Genomic DNA, 13,920 nt, shown 5'->3' with positions numbered 1-13,920 from the left:
CTCCCCTCCCTTTCAGGGGAGGGGCCGGGGGTGGGGGCCATCCTCTTGACCCAGCGCGTGTGGTATCCCCCCACCCCAACCCCTCCCCTGAAGGGGAGGGGCTTAAGGGACTCCGCCACGACTTCCCCGGCGTCCTCGACTGGCACTATCTCGACAGCGCCGCGACCGCCCAGAAGCCGCAGGCCGTCATCGACGCCATCGCTCGCGCCTATGGCCCGGACTATGCGACCGTCCATCGCGGCGTCTACGAGCGCTCGGCCAATATGACGCTCGCCTATGAAGCCGCGCGCCGCAAGGTCGCCCGCTTCATCGGCGCAGCCTCGGACAGCGAGATCGTCTATGTTCGCGGCGCGACCGAGGGGATCAATCTCGTCGCCCAATGCTGGGCAGGCGAACAGCTGAAAGCAGGCGACCGCATTCTGCTCTCCACCCTCGAACATCATAGCAATATCGTGCCGTGGCAGATGGTGGCGGAGAAAGTCGGCGCGCAGATCGACGTCCTTCCCCTGACCTCCGATGGCCAGATCGATCTCGACACGATGCGCGCGATGATCACCCCGCGTCACCGGATGGTCGCGCTGTCCCATGTGTCGAACGTGCTGGGCAGCGTGCTGGATTGCCGCCGTGCCGCCGACATCGCCCATATGGTCGGTGCCAAGATCCTGATCGACGGCTGCCAGGCGGTCCCGCGCATCGCCGTCGATGTGCAGGCGCTGGATTGCGATTTCTACGTCTTTTCCGCGCATAAACTCTACGGCCCGACCGGCATCGGCGTGCTTTGGGGTCGCGGGGAACTGCTCGACGCCATGCCTCCCTATCAGGGCGGCGGATCGATGATCGACAAGGTGACGTTCGAAAAAACGACCTACGCCCCTGCCCCGACCCGGTTCGAGGCAGGCACGCCGCACATCACCGGCGTCGTCGGCCTGTCGGCGGCGATCGACTATGTCGAGGCGATCGGGTTGGACGCGATCCACGCGCATGAAGGCGCGCTGGTGGCCAAGGCCCGCGCGGCCCTGGAAAACCTCAACAGCATCCGTGTCTTCGGCCCCGAAGACTCGGCCGGCATCCTCTCCTTCGCAGTCGAGGGGGTGCATCCGCATGATGTCGGCACCATATTGGATGAAACCGGTGTCGCGATCCGGGCCGGGCATCATTGCGCCCAGCCGCTGATGCGGCACCTGGGCGTCGAAGCGACCGCGCGGGCGAGCTTTGGCATTTACAGTGACGAAAGCGACGTGGACGCGCTGGTGCGCGGCCTGGAGCGGGTAAGAAAGATTTTTGGATGATGAGCGAAGAGCGCAAGATCATGGTGGAAGAAGTCGAAACGGTCGAAGCGCCGCCCAAGGCGCGCGTCGACAGCCCGCCCGCGTCCGGCGAACGCCAGCGCGACTATCTCGACGGCTTCCTCGCCGCCAAACCGACGCCGATCGCCGCGGGCGAACCGGGCGGCAATCTCTATGATGCCGTCGTTGAGGCGCTCAAGGAGATTTACGACCCGGAAATTCCGGTCAATATCTATGACCTTGGCCTGATCTACGGCGTCGATGTGACCGACGAGGCGCATGTCGTCGTCACCATGACGCTGACTACGCCGCATTGCCCGGTCGCCGAATCCATGCCCGGCGAAGTCGAACTGCGCGTCGGTGCGGTGCCCGGCGTCGGCGACGCGCAGGTCAACCTGATCTGGGATCCGCCCTGGGATCCGCAGAAGATGAGCGACGAAGCCAAGCTCGAACTGGGAATGCTGTAATGACTGTCGAGACCAAGACCCGCGCCCGCCCGGCCGCCGTCATCCTGACGAAGAGCGCCGAGCAGCGTATCGCAGACCTGATGGCGCAGGCGCCCGCAGGCACGATCGGCGTCAAGCTCTCGACCCCCAAGCGCGGCTGTTCGGGCCTTGCCTATTCGGTCGACTATGTCACCGAAGAAGCGAAATTCGATGAGAAGATCGAGACCCCCGGCGGCATTTTCTACATTGATGGCGGGTCCGTCCTCTATCTGATCGGATCGACGATGGACTGGGTCGAGGATGATTTCACCGCCGGTTTCACCTTCGCCAACCCCAATGCCAAGGGCAGCTGCGGCTGCGGCGAAAGCTTCACGGTTTAATCTCTACAGCCGGTCGTTTCGAGCGCAGTCGAGAAACATGGACGCGGCGTTTCTCGACCTTGGCCGGTCCTGAGCGCCTGCCTTAGCAGGCAGTCGAAGGGCTCGAAACGAACGGAGATATGGTTTTTGCCCCATTTGCTGATCTTCGGGCTGGGCTATACCGCATCCCGCCTCGCCACCCGGCTGCGGAACGAAGGCTGGCATGTCACCGGCACGCGCCGCAGCGCCGGGACCGACACGCTGGCTTTCGATGATGACCCCGCCGTCCGCGCCGCCATCACCAGCGCCACGCATATCCTCTCCTCGGTCCCGCCCGAAGGCGACGTCGATCCCGTCCTGGTCCGCTACGGCGCTGCCATCGCCGCCGCGCCCGCGCGCTGGACCGGCTATCTCTCCTCGACCGGCGTCTATGGTGACACCGGCGGCGCATGGGTGGACGAAGCCAGTCCGATCGGCGCAGGCCGCCGCACCGCGCGCGCCAATGCCGATAATGATTGGGGGGCGTTGCGCCCCGATATGCGCCGCTTTCGCCTGCCCGGCATCTATGGGCCGGGCCGATCGGCGCTGGACCGGGTGCGGGAGGGGCGCGCGCATCGCATCGACCTGCCGTACCAGGTTTTCAGCCGCGTCCATGTCGACGACATCGTGGCGGGCATGATCGCCTCCTTCGACGGCCCGCCCGGCATCTATAATCTGTCGGACGACCTGCCCTGCGCCCAAAATCGGGTGATCGAGGCTGCCTGCGATATGCTGGCCCTGCCCCATCCGCCGCTGCTGACGATGGATCAGGCGCAATTATCGCCCATGGCGCGGGGCTTTTATGCCGAAAATCGCCGCGTCGCCAATGGTCGCGCCAAACGGGTACTGGGATGGCAACTGCGCTATCCCACTTATGCACAGGGGCTGGCGGCGTGTCGGAAGGCGGAAATCGGTTCGCCGCAAGCGCGGGTTATGCTTACCCCTTCTTAACCATATCGACGCGAAGAGGGCCTTGCCGCAACAGAGCAGGACGCCCCCGATGGACAGTATCGAAACCACCTTCACCGCGCTCAGCCGCCGCATGACCCGCCTGTCCCCGCCCGCACCGATCGCAGGCGTCCAGCCGCCGCTGTCCAGCCTGATCGAACGGGTCAATACCGCCAAGCAGCAGTATCAGCCCGGCCTGCGCCGCTAAGCCTTTTTCGCGCGCAACGCGATCACCATGCCGACGACCGCCAACATCGCGCCACAGGCGGCCAAAGCCGTCCAGCGATAGCCCTCGACCAGCGTCGAAATCAGCATCGCGATGACCGGGATCAGTACGGCGGTATAAGCCGCCCGCCCAGCGCCCAATCGCTGGATCAGGCGGAAATAGAGCGGGAAGGTGACCACCGATCCCGCCAAAGCCAGCCAGCCTATCCCCAACAGATAGGTGAGGCGCGGTTCGATCACCGGTGGTCCGGTCGTGACCCAGGCGAACAGCGCGTTGATCCCCGCCCCGATCAGCATCGCCCAGGCCAGCATCGCCACCATCGGCAGCCGCCGTGCGATGTCCATGCCCTGCATCACATTGGCGGCCGATGCGCTGAACAGCCCGATGACCGAAAAGCCGACGCCCAAAAGAATCTTGTCCGGATCGACGCTGGCCGCCCGATATTCATGCACCAACATCATCGCAATGCCGGTCATGGCCACCGCCGACCCGGCGATGAAAGCGCGGCTGACCGGCTGACGAAACACGATCCACGCCAGAATCGAATTGGGGATCAGCAGCATCGCGTAGAAAACCGCGACCACCCCGGACGTCAGATGTTCTTCGGCGCGATAAACAAAATTGAAATTCAGCACGAACTGCGCCGTCCCCAGCAAGGCCGCGAACAGCATCCCCGCCCCACCGATCCGCAGCGACACACCCCGCATCCGCGCAAAGGCCATCATCGCGACCCCGGCCAGCGCAAAACGATAGCAGACCGACCAGCTGGCGGGCACGCTACCCAACTGATCGCGAATGACGATCCAGGTCGAACTCCAGATCAGCGTGACGAGGATGAAGGGCAGGACGATGCCGCCCCGATCGTCGTCAGCCATGGTCGAGCCTGCGCAGCGCGTCCGCGAGCGGCGCGACACTGGCCGCATCCTGCGACCAGTTGGTGACGATCCGCGCCGCGCCCGCACCCCAGTCGTAGAAATCGAACCCCTGCGCGCGCAGGCTGGCGGCTTCCGGCGCGGAAAGACGTAGGAACAACTCGTTCGCCTCGACCGGATGCAGCAACCGCCCTGTCGCCGCCCCGGCGAGCGCCTGCGCAGCGGCATTGGCGGCGCTGGCATTGGCCAGCCACAGGCCATCCTCAACCATCGCCAATATCTGCGCCGCGAGATAGCGGCCCTTGGAAAATAAATGGCCCGACCGCTTGCGCCAGCGCATCGCTTCTGCGGCCCGGCGCTCTCGCTCCGCCCCAAAGAAGAGCAGCGCTTCGCCCACCATCCCGCCATTTTTGACGCAGCCGAAACTCAGCGCATCGACGCCAGCGCGCCAGGTGACGTCGGCGGGCGCGCAGCCCAGGAAAGCCACCGCATTGGCGAACCGCGCCCCATCCATGTGAAAGCCCAACCCATGCGCGCGCGCAATGGACCCCAGCGCCGCCACCTCGTCGGGGGTATAGACGCGACCATATTCGGTGGCATTGGTGATGCTGATCGCGCGCGCGGGCACTTGATGCACATCCGGGCGAATCGCCGCCAACCGCTCCGCCACCACGTCCGGCGTCAATTTCGCGCCCTCGCCCGGCAGCGGCATCAGGCTCGCGCCATGGGTAAAGAACCCCGGCGCACCACATTCGTCGACGACGATATGCGCCTCGTCATGGCAGAGGATGCCGCCATAGGGCGGGCACAGACAGGCTAGCGCGATGCTGTTCGCCGCCGTACCGGTCGCCACCCACAACGCGCTGACCGGCGTTTCGAACAGATCGCCAAAGGCCGCGTCGAGCCGCGCGCTCCACTGGTCGCCATCATAGCCATGGTCCTCCCGGTCGGCGGCGGCGATCGCAGCTATGACGGGCGGGCAAAGCGGGGTGGCGTTGTCGGAGAAAAAATGCATGGGCCAGCGTTAGCGAGGCTATGGCCCAGCGCCAAGAGGCCAGCTTGAGCCGAGCGGCCTGATGGGTCAGCATAGGTGACGTTGTTTCCCGCCCCGCTTTGTGACATAGGCAGCCCGTCCAACCCAAGGAGACAGATTATGGACGGCCAGCATAGTTCGCGTTTCACCGTTACCCGCAGCAGCAAGACTGTGGCGGCGAGCGAGCGCGCCACCCTGCTGGAGGATCCCGGTTTCGGCCGCCTCTTCACCGACCATATGGTGACGATCCGCTATACCGAGGGTGAGGGCTGGCATAGCCACAGCGTCGGTCCGCGCGAACCGTTTCAGATCGACCCGGCCTGCGCCGTGCTGCATTATGCCCAGGAAATTTTCGAAGGCATGAAGGCCTACCGCCTTGCCGACGGCAGCATCGCGATGTTCCGGCCGGAGGAAAATGCCCGCCGCTTCGCCCAGTCGGCCGAACGGCTGGCTATGCCCGAAATCCCCGAAGACCTGTTCCTCGAAGCCGTCGCGCAACTGGTGAAGATCGACGCCGACTGGATTCCGAGCGGCGAAGGCAGCCTTTATCTGCGCCCCTTCCTGTTCGCGAGCGAGGCCTTCCTCGGCGTGCGCCCGTCGAAGGAATATATTTTCTGCGTCATAGCTTCGCCGGCCGGGGCCTATTTCAAGGGCGGCAAGAAGGCCGTGACCCTGTGGGTGTCCGAACATTATACCCGCGCCGCGCGCGGTGGCACGGGTGCCGCCAAATGCGGCGGCAACTATGCCGCCAGCCTGGTCGCACAGAAGGAAGCGACCGAGCAAGGCTGCGATCAGGTCGTCTTCCTCGATGCCGCCGAAAATAAGTGGGTCGAGGAATTGGGCGGTATGAACGTCTTCTTCGTGATGGAGGACGGCTCGATCATCACCCCGCCGCTGACCGGCACCATCCTGCCCGGCATCACCCGCAACAGCATCATCACCCTCGCCCGCGCCAAGGGCCATGATGTGCGCGAAGAGCCCTACAGCTTTGCTCAGTGGCGCGCCGATGCCGCCAGCGGCGCGCTGCGCGAGGCTTTCGCCTGCGGCACGGCGGCGGTGGTCACCGCGATCGGCACGGTCAGAAGCAAGGATGGTGACTTCACCATCGGCAATGGCGATGGTGGCCTCGTCACCGAAAGCCTGCGCGGCGAACTGACCGGCATTCAGCGCGGGACCGTCGCCGATCCGGCGGGTTGGGTGCATATCGTCTGAGGTGATCAGGCTGGCCCCTGCCCTTTTGGGCGAGCGGGCCAGCCATCGCTTTTCAAGTCGGCCCCGACCGCCTAGACAGGGGCCATGGAACGCTTCGACGTCGTGATATTGGGCGGTGGCCTTGTCGGCCTGACCCTTGGCATAGCTCTTTCCGGCCATGGGGTTCGCACCGCCATCGTCGATCCCGCCGATCCGGTGGATACCACCGCGAGCGGCTTTGACGGGCGCGTCTCGGCCATCTCCTCGACCAGTTGCGCCATGCTCTCGGCGATCGGGGTCATGCCTTTCCTCGATGGCAAGGGCTGCCCGATCGACCGCATCTGGGTCAGCGACGGGCTGGAACCCGGCGCGCTCGATTTCGTGCCGGACGCCGACGATGACGGCGTAATGGGGACGATGTTCCCCAATCGCGATCTGCGCGTCGCTTTGGAAAAAGCCGCCCAACGGGCCACAAACCTCACTCGCTACCAGCCCGACCGCGCGACCCATGTCGATCGCAACGAGGATGGCGTCGTATTGACGCTGGCCAGCGGCGCGACGATCCGCGGCGCGCTGCTGGTCGCGGCGGAGGGGCGCAACAGCCCGACTCGCGAGGCGGCGGGCATCCGCACCACCCGTTGGCAATATAGCCACACCGCCATGGTCAGCGCGATCGACCATGACGTGCCGCACGGCAACACCGCTTATGAGATTTTCTATGTCGGCGGCCCCTTCGCGCTGCTGCCGATGCTGCCGGGCACCCGCTCCGCAATCGTGTGGACCGTGCTGAGCGAACAAGCGCCCGCCATGCTCAAACTGTCCGAACGCGCCTGGCTCGCCGAAGCACAGAAGCGCATCGGCGGTTTCCTGGGCGAAATCCGCATGGCTGGCCCCCGCTCCTCCTATCCGCTGGGCTTCCATCATGCCGCCCGCATCACCGACACGCGGCTGGCGCTGGTCGGCGACAGCGCCCATGCGATCCACCCGATAGCGGGCCAGGGGCTGAACCTTGGCCTGCGAGACGTCGCCGCTTTGGTCGAAGTGTTGGTCGACGGCATGCGCCTCGGCCTTGATCCGGGCGATGCGCAATTGCTCGCGCGCTATCAGCGCTGGCGCGGGCTGGACGCGATCATGACCAGCGTCGCGATGGACGGCCTCGTGCGCCTGTTCGACATTCCCGGTCGCTTGCCCAAGCTGGCGCGGCGGGCGGGCCTCGCAGCAGTACAGCGCACATCGTTGCTCAAGGGGCGGTTCATGGCCGAAGCGCGCGGCCAGTCCGGGGCGCTGCCGCGGCTGCTGACCGGCGAACTGGTCTGATCGGCGCTCAGCCCCGGCCGCGATAGCCGGGGACATCCTGCGCGGGCAGCCACAGCCCCGCAGGCGGTTCGCCCGATTGCCAGAACACGTCGATCGGAATGCCGCCGCGCGGATACCAATAGCCGCCGATTCGCAGCCAGATCGGCGACATTTCGGCGAACAGCCGCTCGCCGATGCCCACCGTGCAATCCTCATGGAAGGCCGCATGGTTGCGGAACGCCCCCAGGAATAGTTTGAGCGACTTGGATTCGACGATCGTCGCGGCGGGCGCATAGTCGATCACCAGATGGGCGAAATCGGGCTGGCCGGTTACCGGGCAGAGCGAGGTGAATTCGGGCGCGGTAAAGCGCACCAGATAGGGTTTGCCCGGACGCGGATTGGGCACATAATCGAGGATCGCGGCTTCCGGCGTGGCGGGAAGCGCGCTGGTCTGGCCCAGATGGAGCGGGGTTTGGCTAAGGTCGGTCATGCGCGCCCCTTACGCGATTGCCCGCCCGCTGTCATCGGTCCAACGGGGCAGGCGACGTTGTTCACTTGCCATTCAGCGCTGCTTGTGCCTTGGCCACGTCATGGGGTCTGTTCGTTCACTTATGCTCGCCGCGCCGCTTCTGCTGGCCGCGCCCGTCCATGCCCAGCAGGCCGAGGAGCCCGCGCCAGGCGGCTTCAGCCTGCCGCCGTCGCGGACAGCGCCGCCCGTCGATACCCGCCGACAGGGACCGGAGATCGATGTCTTCCGCGCGCCCGCCACGGTCGCGCCACCCCCCATCGTCGCGCCGACCGTGACGCCGCCGCCCGTTCCCGTACCGGTCCCGTCCCCGGCGCAGCCAGCTACGCGGCAACCCGCCCGCCCGACTGAAACCCGCCCTGCGCCAACGCCCGCCCCCCGCGCCGAACCGGAACCGGAACCGGCCAATGACAGCGCGCCGACGCCAGAAGCGCCCCTGCCCCAGCCTGTGGTCAATGAGACCGCTCCCGCCGTCACCGTCACACCGCCCCCAGCGGCAACGCCCGCGCCAACGGCCAGCCCAGCCAGTGCCGATACGATGCCCTGGGGCTGGATCATCGCTGGTCTGCTTGCCCTCGCCGCCATCGCCGTGGCCCTGTTGTTGCGTCGCCGTCGCTCACCCGTCGAAGCCGAGACGGCCGAAGCGGAACCCGCCGAACAGCCCATCGCCGCCCCTCCGCCCCCACCACCTCCGCCCCCGCGCCTGTCGCGCCACCCCGCCACCGCCTGCCCCTGTCGACACCGACCGGGCCTGGATCGACATGCAACTCGTGGTCACGCAGGCGCGCTATTCGCTGATGGGCGTTACCATCGCCTATGCCCTGTTGCTGCATAATCGCGGGTCGCTTGCCGCGCAGGACGTGCTGGTGCGCGGCATCATCGGCAATGGCGGCGCGAACCAGCAGGCGCTGCTCGACGGCTTCTTCATCGGCGAAACCGGCCTGCCACTCCATGCCGCCGTCGCGCTGGCACCGGGCGAAACCCTGCGGCTGGACGGCGAACTGCGCCTGGCACCCGACCAGATCGTGCCGGTGCCCATGGGCGATCGCAGCCTGCTGATCCCGATCGCGGCCTTCGATACGGCCTATCAATATAGCGACGCAGAAGACGACAAGGGCCGCACCGCCCGCGCCTTCATCGTCGGGCAGGAGCAGGAGCCGCCCGCCGAGCGCCTCGCGCCGCTGCGCTTCGATCAGGGGCCACGCCAATATCGCCGCCCCGCCGCCCGCGCCGCCGCCGAACTGCCACCCCGCTAGGCTTGGCCCTTTCCAGCCTTCGCCCCCCGGCCTAGAAGGGGCGGCAAGACGCAGGCCATAGGGGACCGCATGACCATTTTTATATCCACCGACTGGCTCGCCACGCAAATTGGCGCGCCGGACCTGTGCATCCTCGACGCCAGCCTGTTCCTGCCCGGCACGCCGCGCGATCCGCGCGCCGAATATGCGGCCGCGCACATCCCCGGTGCCGTGTTTATGGACCTGGCGACGCTCAACGACCCTGATGACGCGACGCCCGGCATGCTCCCGCCCGATGCGCTGATGACTCAGCGCAGCCAAGCGCTGGGGATCAATCCCGACAGCCGGATCATCGTCTATGACAATAGTCCGCTGCATAGTGCAGCGCGCGGGTGGTGGATGATGCGCCTCTATGGCCTGGGCGTGTCGGTTGCGATTCTTGACGGCGGCCTGCCCAAATGGGTGGCGGAAGGTCGCCCGACAGAGGCTGGCATCGTCACCCCCACCCCCGGCACCGCCAGCGCCCGCCGCGCAGCCGGACAGGTACGGACCAAGGCGGACCTGATCGCCAATCTCGCCACTGGCGCGGAACAAGTGCTGGACGCGCGCGGCGCTGGCCGCTTCACCGGTGCCGAAGCCGAACCGCGCCCCGGCATGGCGTCGGGCCATATCCCCGGATCGCGCAACCTGCCCTCCCCGTCTCTGTTCAATTCCGACAATAGCATGAAGTCGGGCGACGCATTGCGCGCGCTCTATGCCGACGCCGGGGTCGATTTCGACCGCCCGGTCATCACCAGTTGCGGCAGTGGCGTCACCGCCGCCATCCTGCTCGCCGGACTGGAGTCGCTCGGCAAGGACGATGTGACCCTCTATGACGGCAGCTGGTCCGAATGGGGCTTCGATCCCGCCACGCCCAAGGCGACCGGCCCGGCATGAAAGACGACCGCAAGCCGCTGACGAAACTGGTGCAGGCCGGGCGCAAGCCCGAATGGACCGGCATGCCCGGCCAGCCCGGCGGCATCGTCAGCCCACCCGTCTGGCGCGCGTCGACCATCCTCTATGACGATGTCGCCCATCTGCGAATGGCGGCGGGCAGCAGCACGCATGAACGGCTCTTTTACGGACGCAAGGGCACGCCGACCGCCTGGTCCCTCGCCGACGCCCTGACCGAAATGGAACCGGGCGCTGAGGGCACGATGCTCTTCCCGTCGGGCGTCGCCGCGATCGCATGCGCACTGATGGCGGTGCTGAAACCCGGCGACCGGCTGCTGATGCCCGACAGCACCTATGATCCGACCCGCAATTTCTGCGATAAGATGCTGAATAGTTACGATATCGAAACAATCTACTATGATCCCTGTGATGCTGTCCGGGTCGCTGTCCGTCTTGCCGATGAAAAGGTGCGCGCCATCTTCCTCGAAAGCCCCGGCAGCCTGACATTCGAGGTGCAGGACATTCCCGCCATCACCGCCATCGCGCGGGAACGGGGCATCGTCACCCTGCTCGATAATACTTGGGCGACGCCGCTCTTTTTCCCGGCGCTGTCTCATGGCGTGGACATCACAATTCTGGCCTGCACCAAATATATCGTCGGCCATAGCGACGTGATGATGGGCAGCGTCACGGCGAACGCCCAATGGTTCGGCAAGGTCCGCCAGACCGCCTATCTGTTCGGCCAGATGACTAGCCCCGACGATGCCTGGCTCGCTTCGCGCGGCCTCCGCACGTTGGGCGTGCGATTGCGCCAGCATCAGGACGGCGCGCTGGCGGTCGCCCATTGGCTCAAGGACCAGCCAGGCGTCGCGCGCGTGCTGCATCCCGCTTTGCCCGATTGCCCCGGCCATGCGCTATGGCAGCGCGATTTTTCCGGCTCGACCGGCCTGTTCAGTTTCATCCTCGACGGTGGCGACGAAGCCGCCCGGACCGCGCTGATCGACGGTCTTGCTCATTTCGGCATCGGCTATAGCTGGGGCGGTTTTGAAAGCCTTGCTCTACCGGTCGATCCCGCCCGCCACCGCACCGCAGCCCGCTGGGAAGCAGAAGGGCCAATGGTGCGCCTGCATATCGGCCTGGAAGACCCCGACGATCTGATCGCCGATCTCGACGCGGGTCTTGGCCGCTACCGGGCGGCGCGATGACGCTCAGCATCGCCTGGCTGCTCAACCGCGTGCCCGATAGCGGTGGGTTGATCCATCCGCTGATCGCGCTGGGTGTCGCGCTCCTGCTGCATCTCGCCGCAGCGGGCCTCTCGCGCCGAGTCGAACCGCGGCTGCGCGGCCCCATGGAAGCCTTGGGCGAATCCTTCGCCACCCGGCTGCGGGCGATCTTGCGCTACGCTTTCTCAGCGCTGTTGATCGGAGTCGCCACCGCCTTCTGGCCCGCCGATTCGGTCGGCCATCTAGTGCTGGGCATCGGCCTTGGCCTGTCGGTCGCTTTGCTCGCTGGCTATGCACTCCGCACCCTGTCCATCCCGCGCTGGGCCACCCTGCCGCTGGCGCTCCTGCTGTTCCTGACGATCGTCTCCGGCACCAATGGCGGCCTCGCGCCCGTCGGCGCAACGCTCGACACGGTCGGGATCAGCCTGGGCAAACGCCGGGTCACGCTGCTCAGCCTGCTGTCGATCGCCGCCACTTGCGTCGCCCTGTTCGCGCTCGTCCGCCTAGCCAACAAGCTGATCGGCCGATCGATTAGCCAGGCGGATGGCTTCGACCCCACCCAGAAGCTGCTGGCGCAGAAACTCGCCGCCATCGCCATCATCATCGCCGCCTTCTTCATTGGCGTCGACATGCTCGGCATCGACCTCACCGCCTTTGCCGTCTTTTCCGGCGCGCTGGGCCTCGCGGTCGGCTTTGGTCTGCAAAAGACGTTCGGCAATCTTATCGCGGGCATCATCCTGCTGATGGACCGATCGATCAAGCCGGGCGATGTCATCGTCGTGGGGGAGAGTTTCGGCTGGGTGAACAAGATCGGCGTGCGCGCCGTCAGCGTCATCACCCGCGACGGCAAGGAACATCTGATCCCGAACGAGAATCTGATGACGCAGGAGGTGGAGAACTGGTCCTATTCCGACCGCAACGTCCGCGTCCGCATTCCTGTCGGCATCGGCTATGACAGCGACCTCAAGCTCGCACAGGCGCTGATGCTGCAAGCTGCCGCCGAAAGCCCGCGCGTCTTGCGCAATCCCAAGCCCAATGTCTGGCTGACCGGCTTTGGCGAAAGCCGCGTCGAACATGACATATTGGTGTGGATCAGCGACCCGGAGGGCGGCGTCGGCAATGTGAAGTCCGATGTGCTGGGGCGAGTGTGGCAACTCTTCCGCGACAATGGCATCACCATCCCCTATCCGCAGCGGGTCATCCATGGTGCGACCGAGCTACCCCAAAAGCCGTAACTTTACGGGGTCGCTTCCGTCGTCGCGCGCGCCTATATCAAGCCCATGAACCTTGTCCTGCTCCTGCTGATCTTCCTTGCTACGGTTATCGCGATGGAGGGTTTCGCCTATGTCATGCACCGCTGGATCATGCACGGTCCCGGCTGGTTCCTGCATGCCAGCCACCATCGCCCGCGCCTTGGCCGGTGGGAAGCCAATGACCTCTATTTCGTGATTTTCGCCCTACCCTCCATCCTGCTGCTGCTAGGCGGCGTGCAATGGGGCTGGGGCGGCTGGGCAACGGCCTGCGGCGCCGGGATCGCCGCCTATGGCGCGATCTATCTCGGCTTCCACGACATCATCGTGCATCAGCGTGTCAAGAACCGCTATGTCGCCCGCACACCCTATATGAAGCGGATCGTCCAGGCCCACCGCCTGCATCATGTGGTGGAAACCAAGGAAGGCACGGTCAGCTTCGGCTTTCTTGTCGCCCCCCGCCCGGAGGATCTGAAGCGCGAACTCGCCCGCCGCAACCGAGCGGGCGTGCGCGCGCCTTCCACTGCCGATCCGGTTACCCCGGCAGGTCAAGTCCCGCCACGTTGAACGCAAAAGGCGCGGTCTTGTCCTGTGGGCCGACCACCAGATCGACCTTCACCGTCTTGGCCTGCTCGATGACGTCATAGGCATTTTGCGACGGCATGATTGCGATCCCGTCCTTCGCATCGGTCATACGCCCCTGCCAGCTATGCGTCTGGCCATCATCGCCCCTCGCGCTGACCGTGCAAGCCGACAGGTCGCACTGGAATGGCGCGCCGACCAGCTTCACGGTCACGGTCTTTTCGCCATTGCTCATCGGCTGGACCAACAGCACGGCAAAGGTGTCCGGTGCGGTCATCGTCGCGACCGTATTGGCGCTGCCGATATAGGCGACCTTCGCGGCGTCACCGGTCCCGCCTTCATATTTCCATGCCTGGCCGATCTGCTCGCGCTGGCTTGGTTCTTCGGGTTCCTGCGAGCAAGCGGCCAGCAATGCCATGGCCGTCATCATCAATGGGATGCGCATAGGCTCTTGTCCTTCCATCTGGTTACGGAA

17 protein-coding genes are annotated in these 13,920 nt (G+C 65.7%); 13 read left to right on the top strand and 4 right to left on the bottom strand.

Features of this window, described 5'->3' with window-relative positions; genetic code table 11:
* The first annotated feature begins 59 nt into the window (after positions 1-59).
* The 5 genes from BSY17_RS13275 to BSY17_RS21575 all read left to right on the top strand — a co-directional run bounded on the left by BSY17_RS13275 (position 60) and on the right by BSY17_RS21575 (position 3,286).
* A complete protein-coding gene (locus BSY17_RS13275) occupies positions 60-1,289 on the top strand; it encodes a cysteine desulfurase (protein ID WP_069065864.1) in 1,230 nt (409 codons plus the stop codon).
* Positions 1,289-1,753, top strand: coding sequence for an SUF system Fe-S cluster assembly protein (locus tag BSY17_RS13270; RefSeq protein ID WP_069065863.1), 465 nt, complete (start codon positions 1,289-1,291; stop codon positions 1,751-1,753). The genes BSY17_RS13275 and BSY17_RS13270 overlap by 1 nt, the downstream gene beginning before the upstream one ends.
* Complete coding sequence (locus tag BSY17_RS13265) at positions 1,753-2,112, top strand: HesB/IscA family protein (RefSeq protein WP_069065862.1); 360 nt, start codon at positions 1,753-1,755, stop codon at positions 2,110-2,112. The genes BSY17_RS13270 and BSY17_RS13265 overlap by 1 nt, the downstream gene beginning before the upstream one ends.
* 126 nt (positions 2,113-2,238) lie before the next feature.
* Positions 2,239-3,081 carry an NAD(P)-dependent oxidoreductase gene (locus BSY17_RS13260; RefSeq protein WP_069065861.1) on the top strand — a complete coding sequence of 281 codons (843 nt, stop codon included), beginning with the start codon at positions 2,239-2,241 and terminating at the stop codon, positions 3,079-3,081.
* Between the two features lie 49 nt (positions 3,082-3,130).
* Positions 3,131-3,286, top strand: a complete 156-nt coding sequence (locus BSY17_RS21575; protein WP_171899239.1) for a hypothetical protein — start codon at positions 3,131-3,133, stop codon at positions 3,284-3,286.
* On the opposite strand, the gene BSY17_RS13255 is transcribed toward BSY17_RS21575, so the two are convergent.
* Positions 3,283-4,179 carry a DMT family transporter gene (locus BSY17_RS13255; RefSeq protein WP_069066965.1) on the bottom strand — a complete coding sequence of 299 codons (897 nt, stop codon included), beginning with the start codon at positions 4,177-4,179 and terminating at the stop codon, positions 3,283-3,285. The two genes, BSY17_RS21575 and BSY17_RS13255, sit on opposite strands and share 4 nt — an antisense overlap.
* Complete coding sequence (locus tag BSY17_RS13250; RefSeq protein ID WP_069065860.1) at positions 4,172-5,191, bottom strand: threonine aldolase family protein; 1,020 nt, start codon at positions 5,189-5,191, stop codon at positions 4,172-4,174. Before BSY17_RS13250 ends, BSY17_RS13255 begins: the two co-directional genes overlap by 8 nt.
* A gap of 138 nt (positions 5,192-5,329) precedes the next feature.
* Between BSY17_RS13250 and BSY17_RS13245 the strand changes: the two genes are divergently transcribed.
* Together BSY17_RS13245 and BSY17_RS13240 are read left to right on the top strand one after the other, a co-directional pair.
* A complete protein-coding gene (locus tag BSY17_RS13245) occupies positions 5,330-6,421 on the top strand; it encodes a branched-chain amino acid aminotransferase (protein WP_069065859.1) in 1,092 nt (363 codons plus the stop codon).
* A gap of 84 nt (positions 6,422-6,505) precedes the next feature.
* Positions 6,506-7,717 carry a UbiH/UbiF/VisC/COQ6 family ubiquinone biosynthesis hydroxylase gene (locus tag BSY17_RS13240; protein ID WP_069065858.1) on the top strand — a complete coding sequence of 404 codons (1,212 nt, stop codon included), beginning with the start codon at positions 6,506-6,508 and terminating at the stop codon, positions 7,715-7,717.
* 7 nt (positions 7,718-7,724) lie between these two features.
* Here BSY17_RS13240 and queF read toward each other — a convergent pair whose 3' ends face one another.
* The gene (gene queF, locus BSY17_RS13235; RefSeq protein WP_069065857.1) at positions 7,725-8,186 is read right to left on the bottom strand and encodes a preQ(1) synthase; all 462 of its coding nucleotides are present in this window, start codon (positions 8,184-8,186) and stop codon (positions 7,725-7,727) included.
* A gap of 121 nt (positions 8,187-8,307) precedes the next feature.
* On the opposite strand from queF, the gene BSY17_RS21915 reads away from it, so the two are divergent.
* From BSY17_RS21915 to BSY17_RS13210, 6 genes are all read left to right on the top strand, one after another.
* Positions 8,308-9,057, top strand: coding sequence for a hypothetical protein (locus BSY17_RS21915; RefSeq protein WP_237236312.1), 750 nt, complete (start codon positions 8,308-8,310; stop codon positions 9,055-9,057).
* Entirely contained in the window at positions 9,020-9,478 is a 459-nt protein-coding gene (locus BSY17_RS21910) for a hypothetical protein (protein WP_237236310.1), read from the top strand. Before BSY17_RS21915 ends, BSY17_RS21910 begins: the two co-directional genes overlap by 38 nt.
* A gap of 69 nt (positions 9,479-9,547) precedes the next feature.
* Positions 9,548-10,393: a 3-mercaptopyruvate sulfurtransferase gene (sseA, locus tag BSY17_RS13225; protein ID WP_069065856.1), complete on the top strand. Its 846-nt coding sequence runs from the start codon at positions 9,548-9,550 to the stop codon at positions 10,391-10,393.
* On the top strand, positions 10,348-11,595 hold the full coding sequence (gene metC, locus BSY17_RS13220) for a cystathionine beta-lyase (RefSeq protein WP_069065855.1): 1,248 nt from the start codon (positions 10,348-10,350) through the stop codon (positions 11,593-11,595). Before sseA ends, metC begins: the two co-directional genes overlap by 46 nt.
* Positions 11,592-12,848, top strand: a complete 1,257-nt coding sequence (locus BSY17_RS13215) for a mechanosensitive ion channel family protein (RefSeq protein ID WP_069065854.1) — start codon at positions 11,592-11,594, stop codon at positions 12,846-12,848. The genes metC and BSY17_RS13215 overlap by 4 nt, the downstream gene beginning before the upstream one ends.
* Before the next feature lie 45 nt (positions 12,849-12,893).
* Complete coding sequence (locus BSY17_RS13210) at positions 12,894-13,430, top strand: sterol desaturase family protein (RefSeq protein WP_069065853.1); 537 nt, start codon at positions 12,894-12,896, stop codon at positions 13,428-13,430.
* Here BSY17_RS13210 and BSY17_RS13205 read toward each other — a convergent pair.
* A complete protein-coding gene (locus tag BSY17_RS13205; protein WP_069065852.1) occupies positions 13,399-13,890 on the bottom strand; it encodes a hypothetical protein in 492 nt (163 codons plus the stop codon). The genes BSY17_RS13210 and BSY17_RS13205 overlap by 32 nt on opposite strands.
* Positions 13,891-13,920 lie beyond the last annotated feature (30 nt).

The organism is Sphingobium sp. RAC03 (assembly GCF_001713415.1).
Classification (GTDB): domain Bacteria; phylum Pseudomonadota; class Alphaproteobacteria; order Sphingomonadales; family Sphingomonadaceae; genus Sphingobium.
The sequence above is the reverse complement of the archived record's forward strand: the minus strand, read 5'-3'. Positions and strand labels throughout refer to the sequence as shown.

Excerpts from the sequence above, each read along its gene's own strand:
- BSY17_RS13270 (WP_069065863.1), top strand. The coding sequence starts at position 1,289 with ATGAGCGAAGAGCGCAAGATCATGGTGGAAGAAGTCGAAACGGTCGAA.
- BSY17_RS13265 (WP_069065862.1), top strand. The coding sequence starts at position 1,753 with ATGACTGTCGAGACCAAGACCCGCGCCCGCCCGGCCGCCGTCATCCTG.
- BSY17_RS21575 (WP_171899239.1), top strand. The coding sequence starts at position 3,131 with ATGGACAGTATCGAAACCACCTTCACCGCGCTCAGCCGCCGCATGACC.
- BSY17_RS13255 (WP_069066965.1), bottom strand. The coding sequence starts at position 4,179 with ATGGCTGACGACGATCGGGGCGGCATCGTCCTGCCCTTCATCCTCGTC.
- BSY17_RS13250 (WP_069065860.1), bottom strand. The coding sequence starts at position 5,191 with ATGCATTTTTTCTCCGACAACGCCACCCCGCTTTGCCCGCCCGTCATA.
- BSY17_RS13245 (WP_069065859.1), top strand. The coding sequence starts at position 5,330 with ATGGACGGCCAGCATAGTTCGCGTTTCACCGTTACCCGCAGCAGCAAG.
- BSY17_RS13240 (WP_069065858.1), top strand. The coding sequence starts at position 6,506 with ATGGAACGCTTCGACGTCGTGATATTGGGCGGTGGCCTTGTCGGCCTG.
- queF (WP_069065857.1), bottom strand. The coding sequence starts at position 8,186 with ATGACCGACCTTAGCCAAACCCCGCTCCATCTGGGCCAGACCAGCGCG.
- BSY17_RS21915 (WP_237236312.1), top strand. The coding sequence starts at position 8,308 with ATGCTCGCCGCGCCGCTTCTGCTGGCCGCGCCCGTCCATGCCCAGCAG.
- BSY17_RS21910 (WP_237236310.1), top strand. The coding sequence starts at position 9,020 with ATGGGCGTTACCATCGCCTATGCCCTGTTGCTGCATAATCGCGGGTCG.
- sseA (WP_069065856.1), top strand. The coding sequence starts at position 9,548 with ATGACCATTTTTATATCCACCGACTGGCTCGCCACGCAAATTGGCGCG.
- metC (WP_069065855.1), top strand. The coding sequence starts at position 10,348 with ATGGGGCTTCGATCCCGCCACGCCCAAGGCGACCGGCCCGGCATGAAA.
- BSY17_RS13215 (WP_069065854.1), top strand. The coding sequence starts at position 11,592 with ATGACGCTCAGCATCGCCTGGCTGCTCAACCGCGTGCCCGATAGCGGT.
- BSY17_RS13210 (WP_069065853.1), top strand. The coding sequence starts at position 12,894 with ATGAACCTTGTCCTGCTCCTGCTGATCTTCCTTGCTACGGTTATCGCG.
- BSY17_RS13205 (WP_069065852.1), bottom strand. The coding sequence starts at position 13,890 with ATGCGCATCCCATTGATGATGACGGCCATGGCATTGCTGGCCGCTTGC.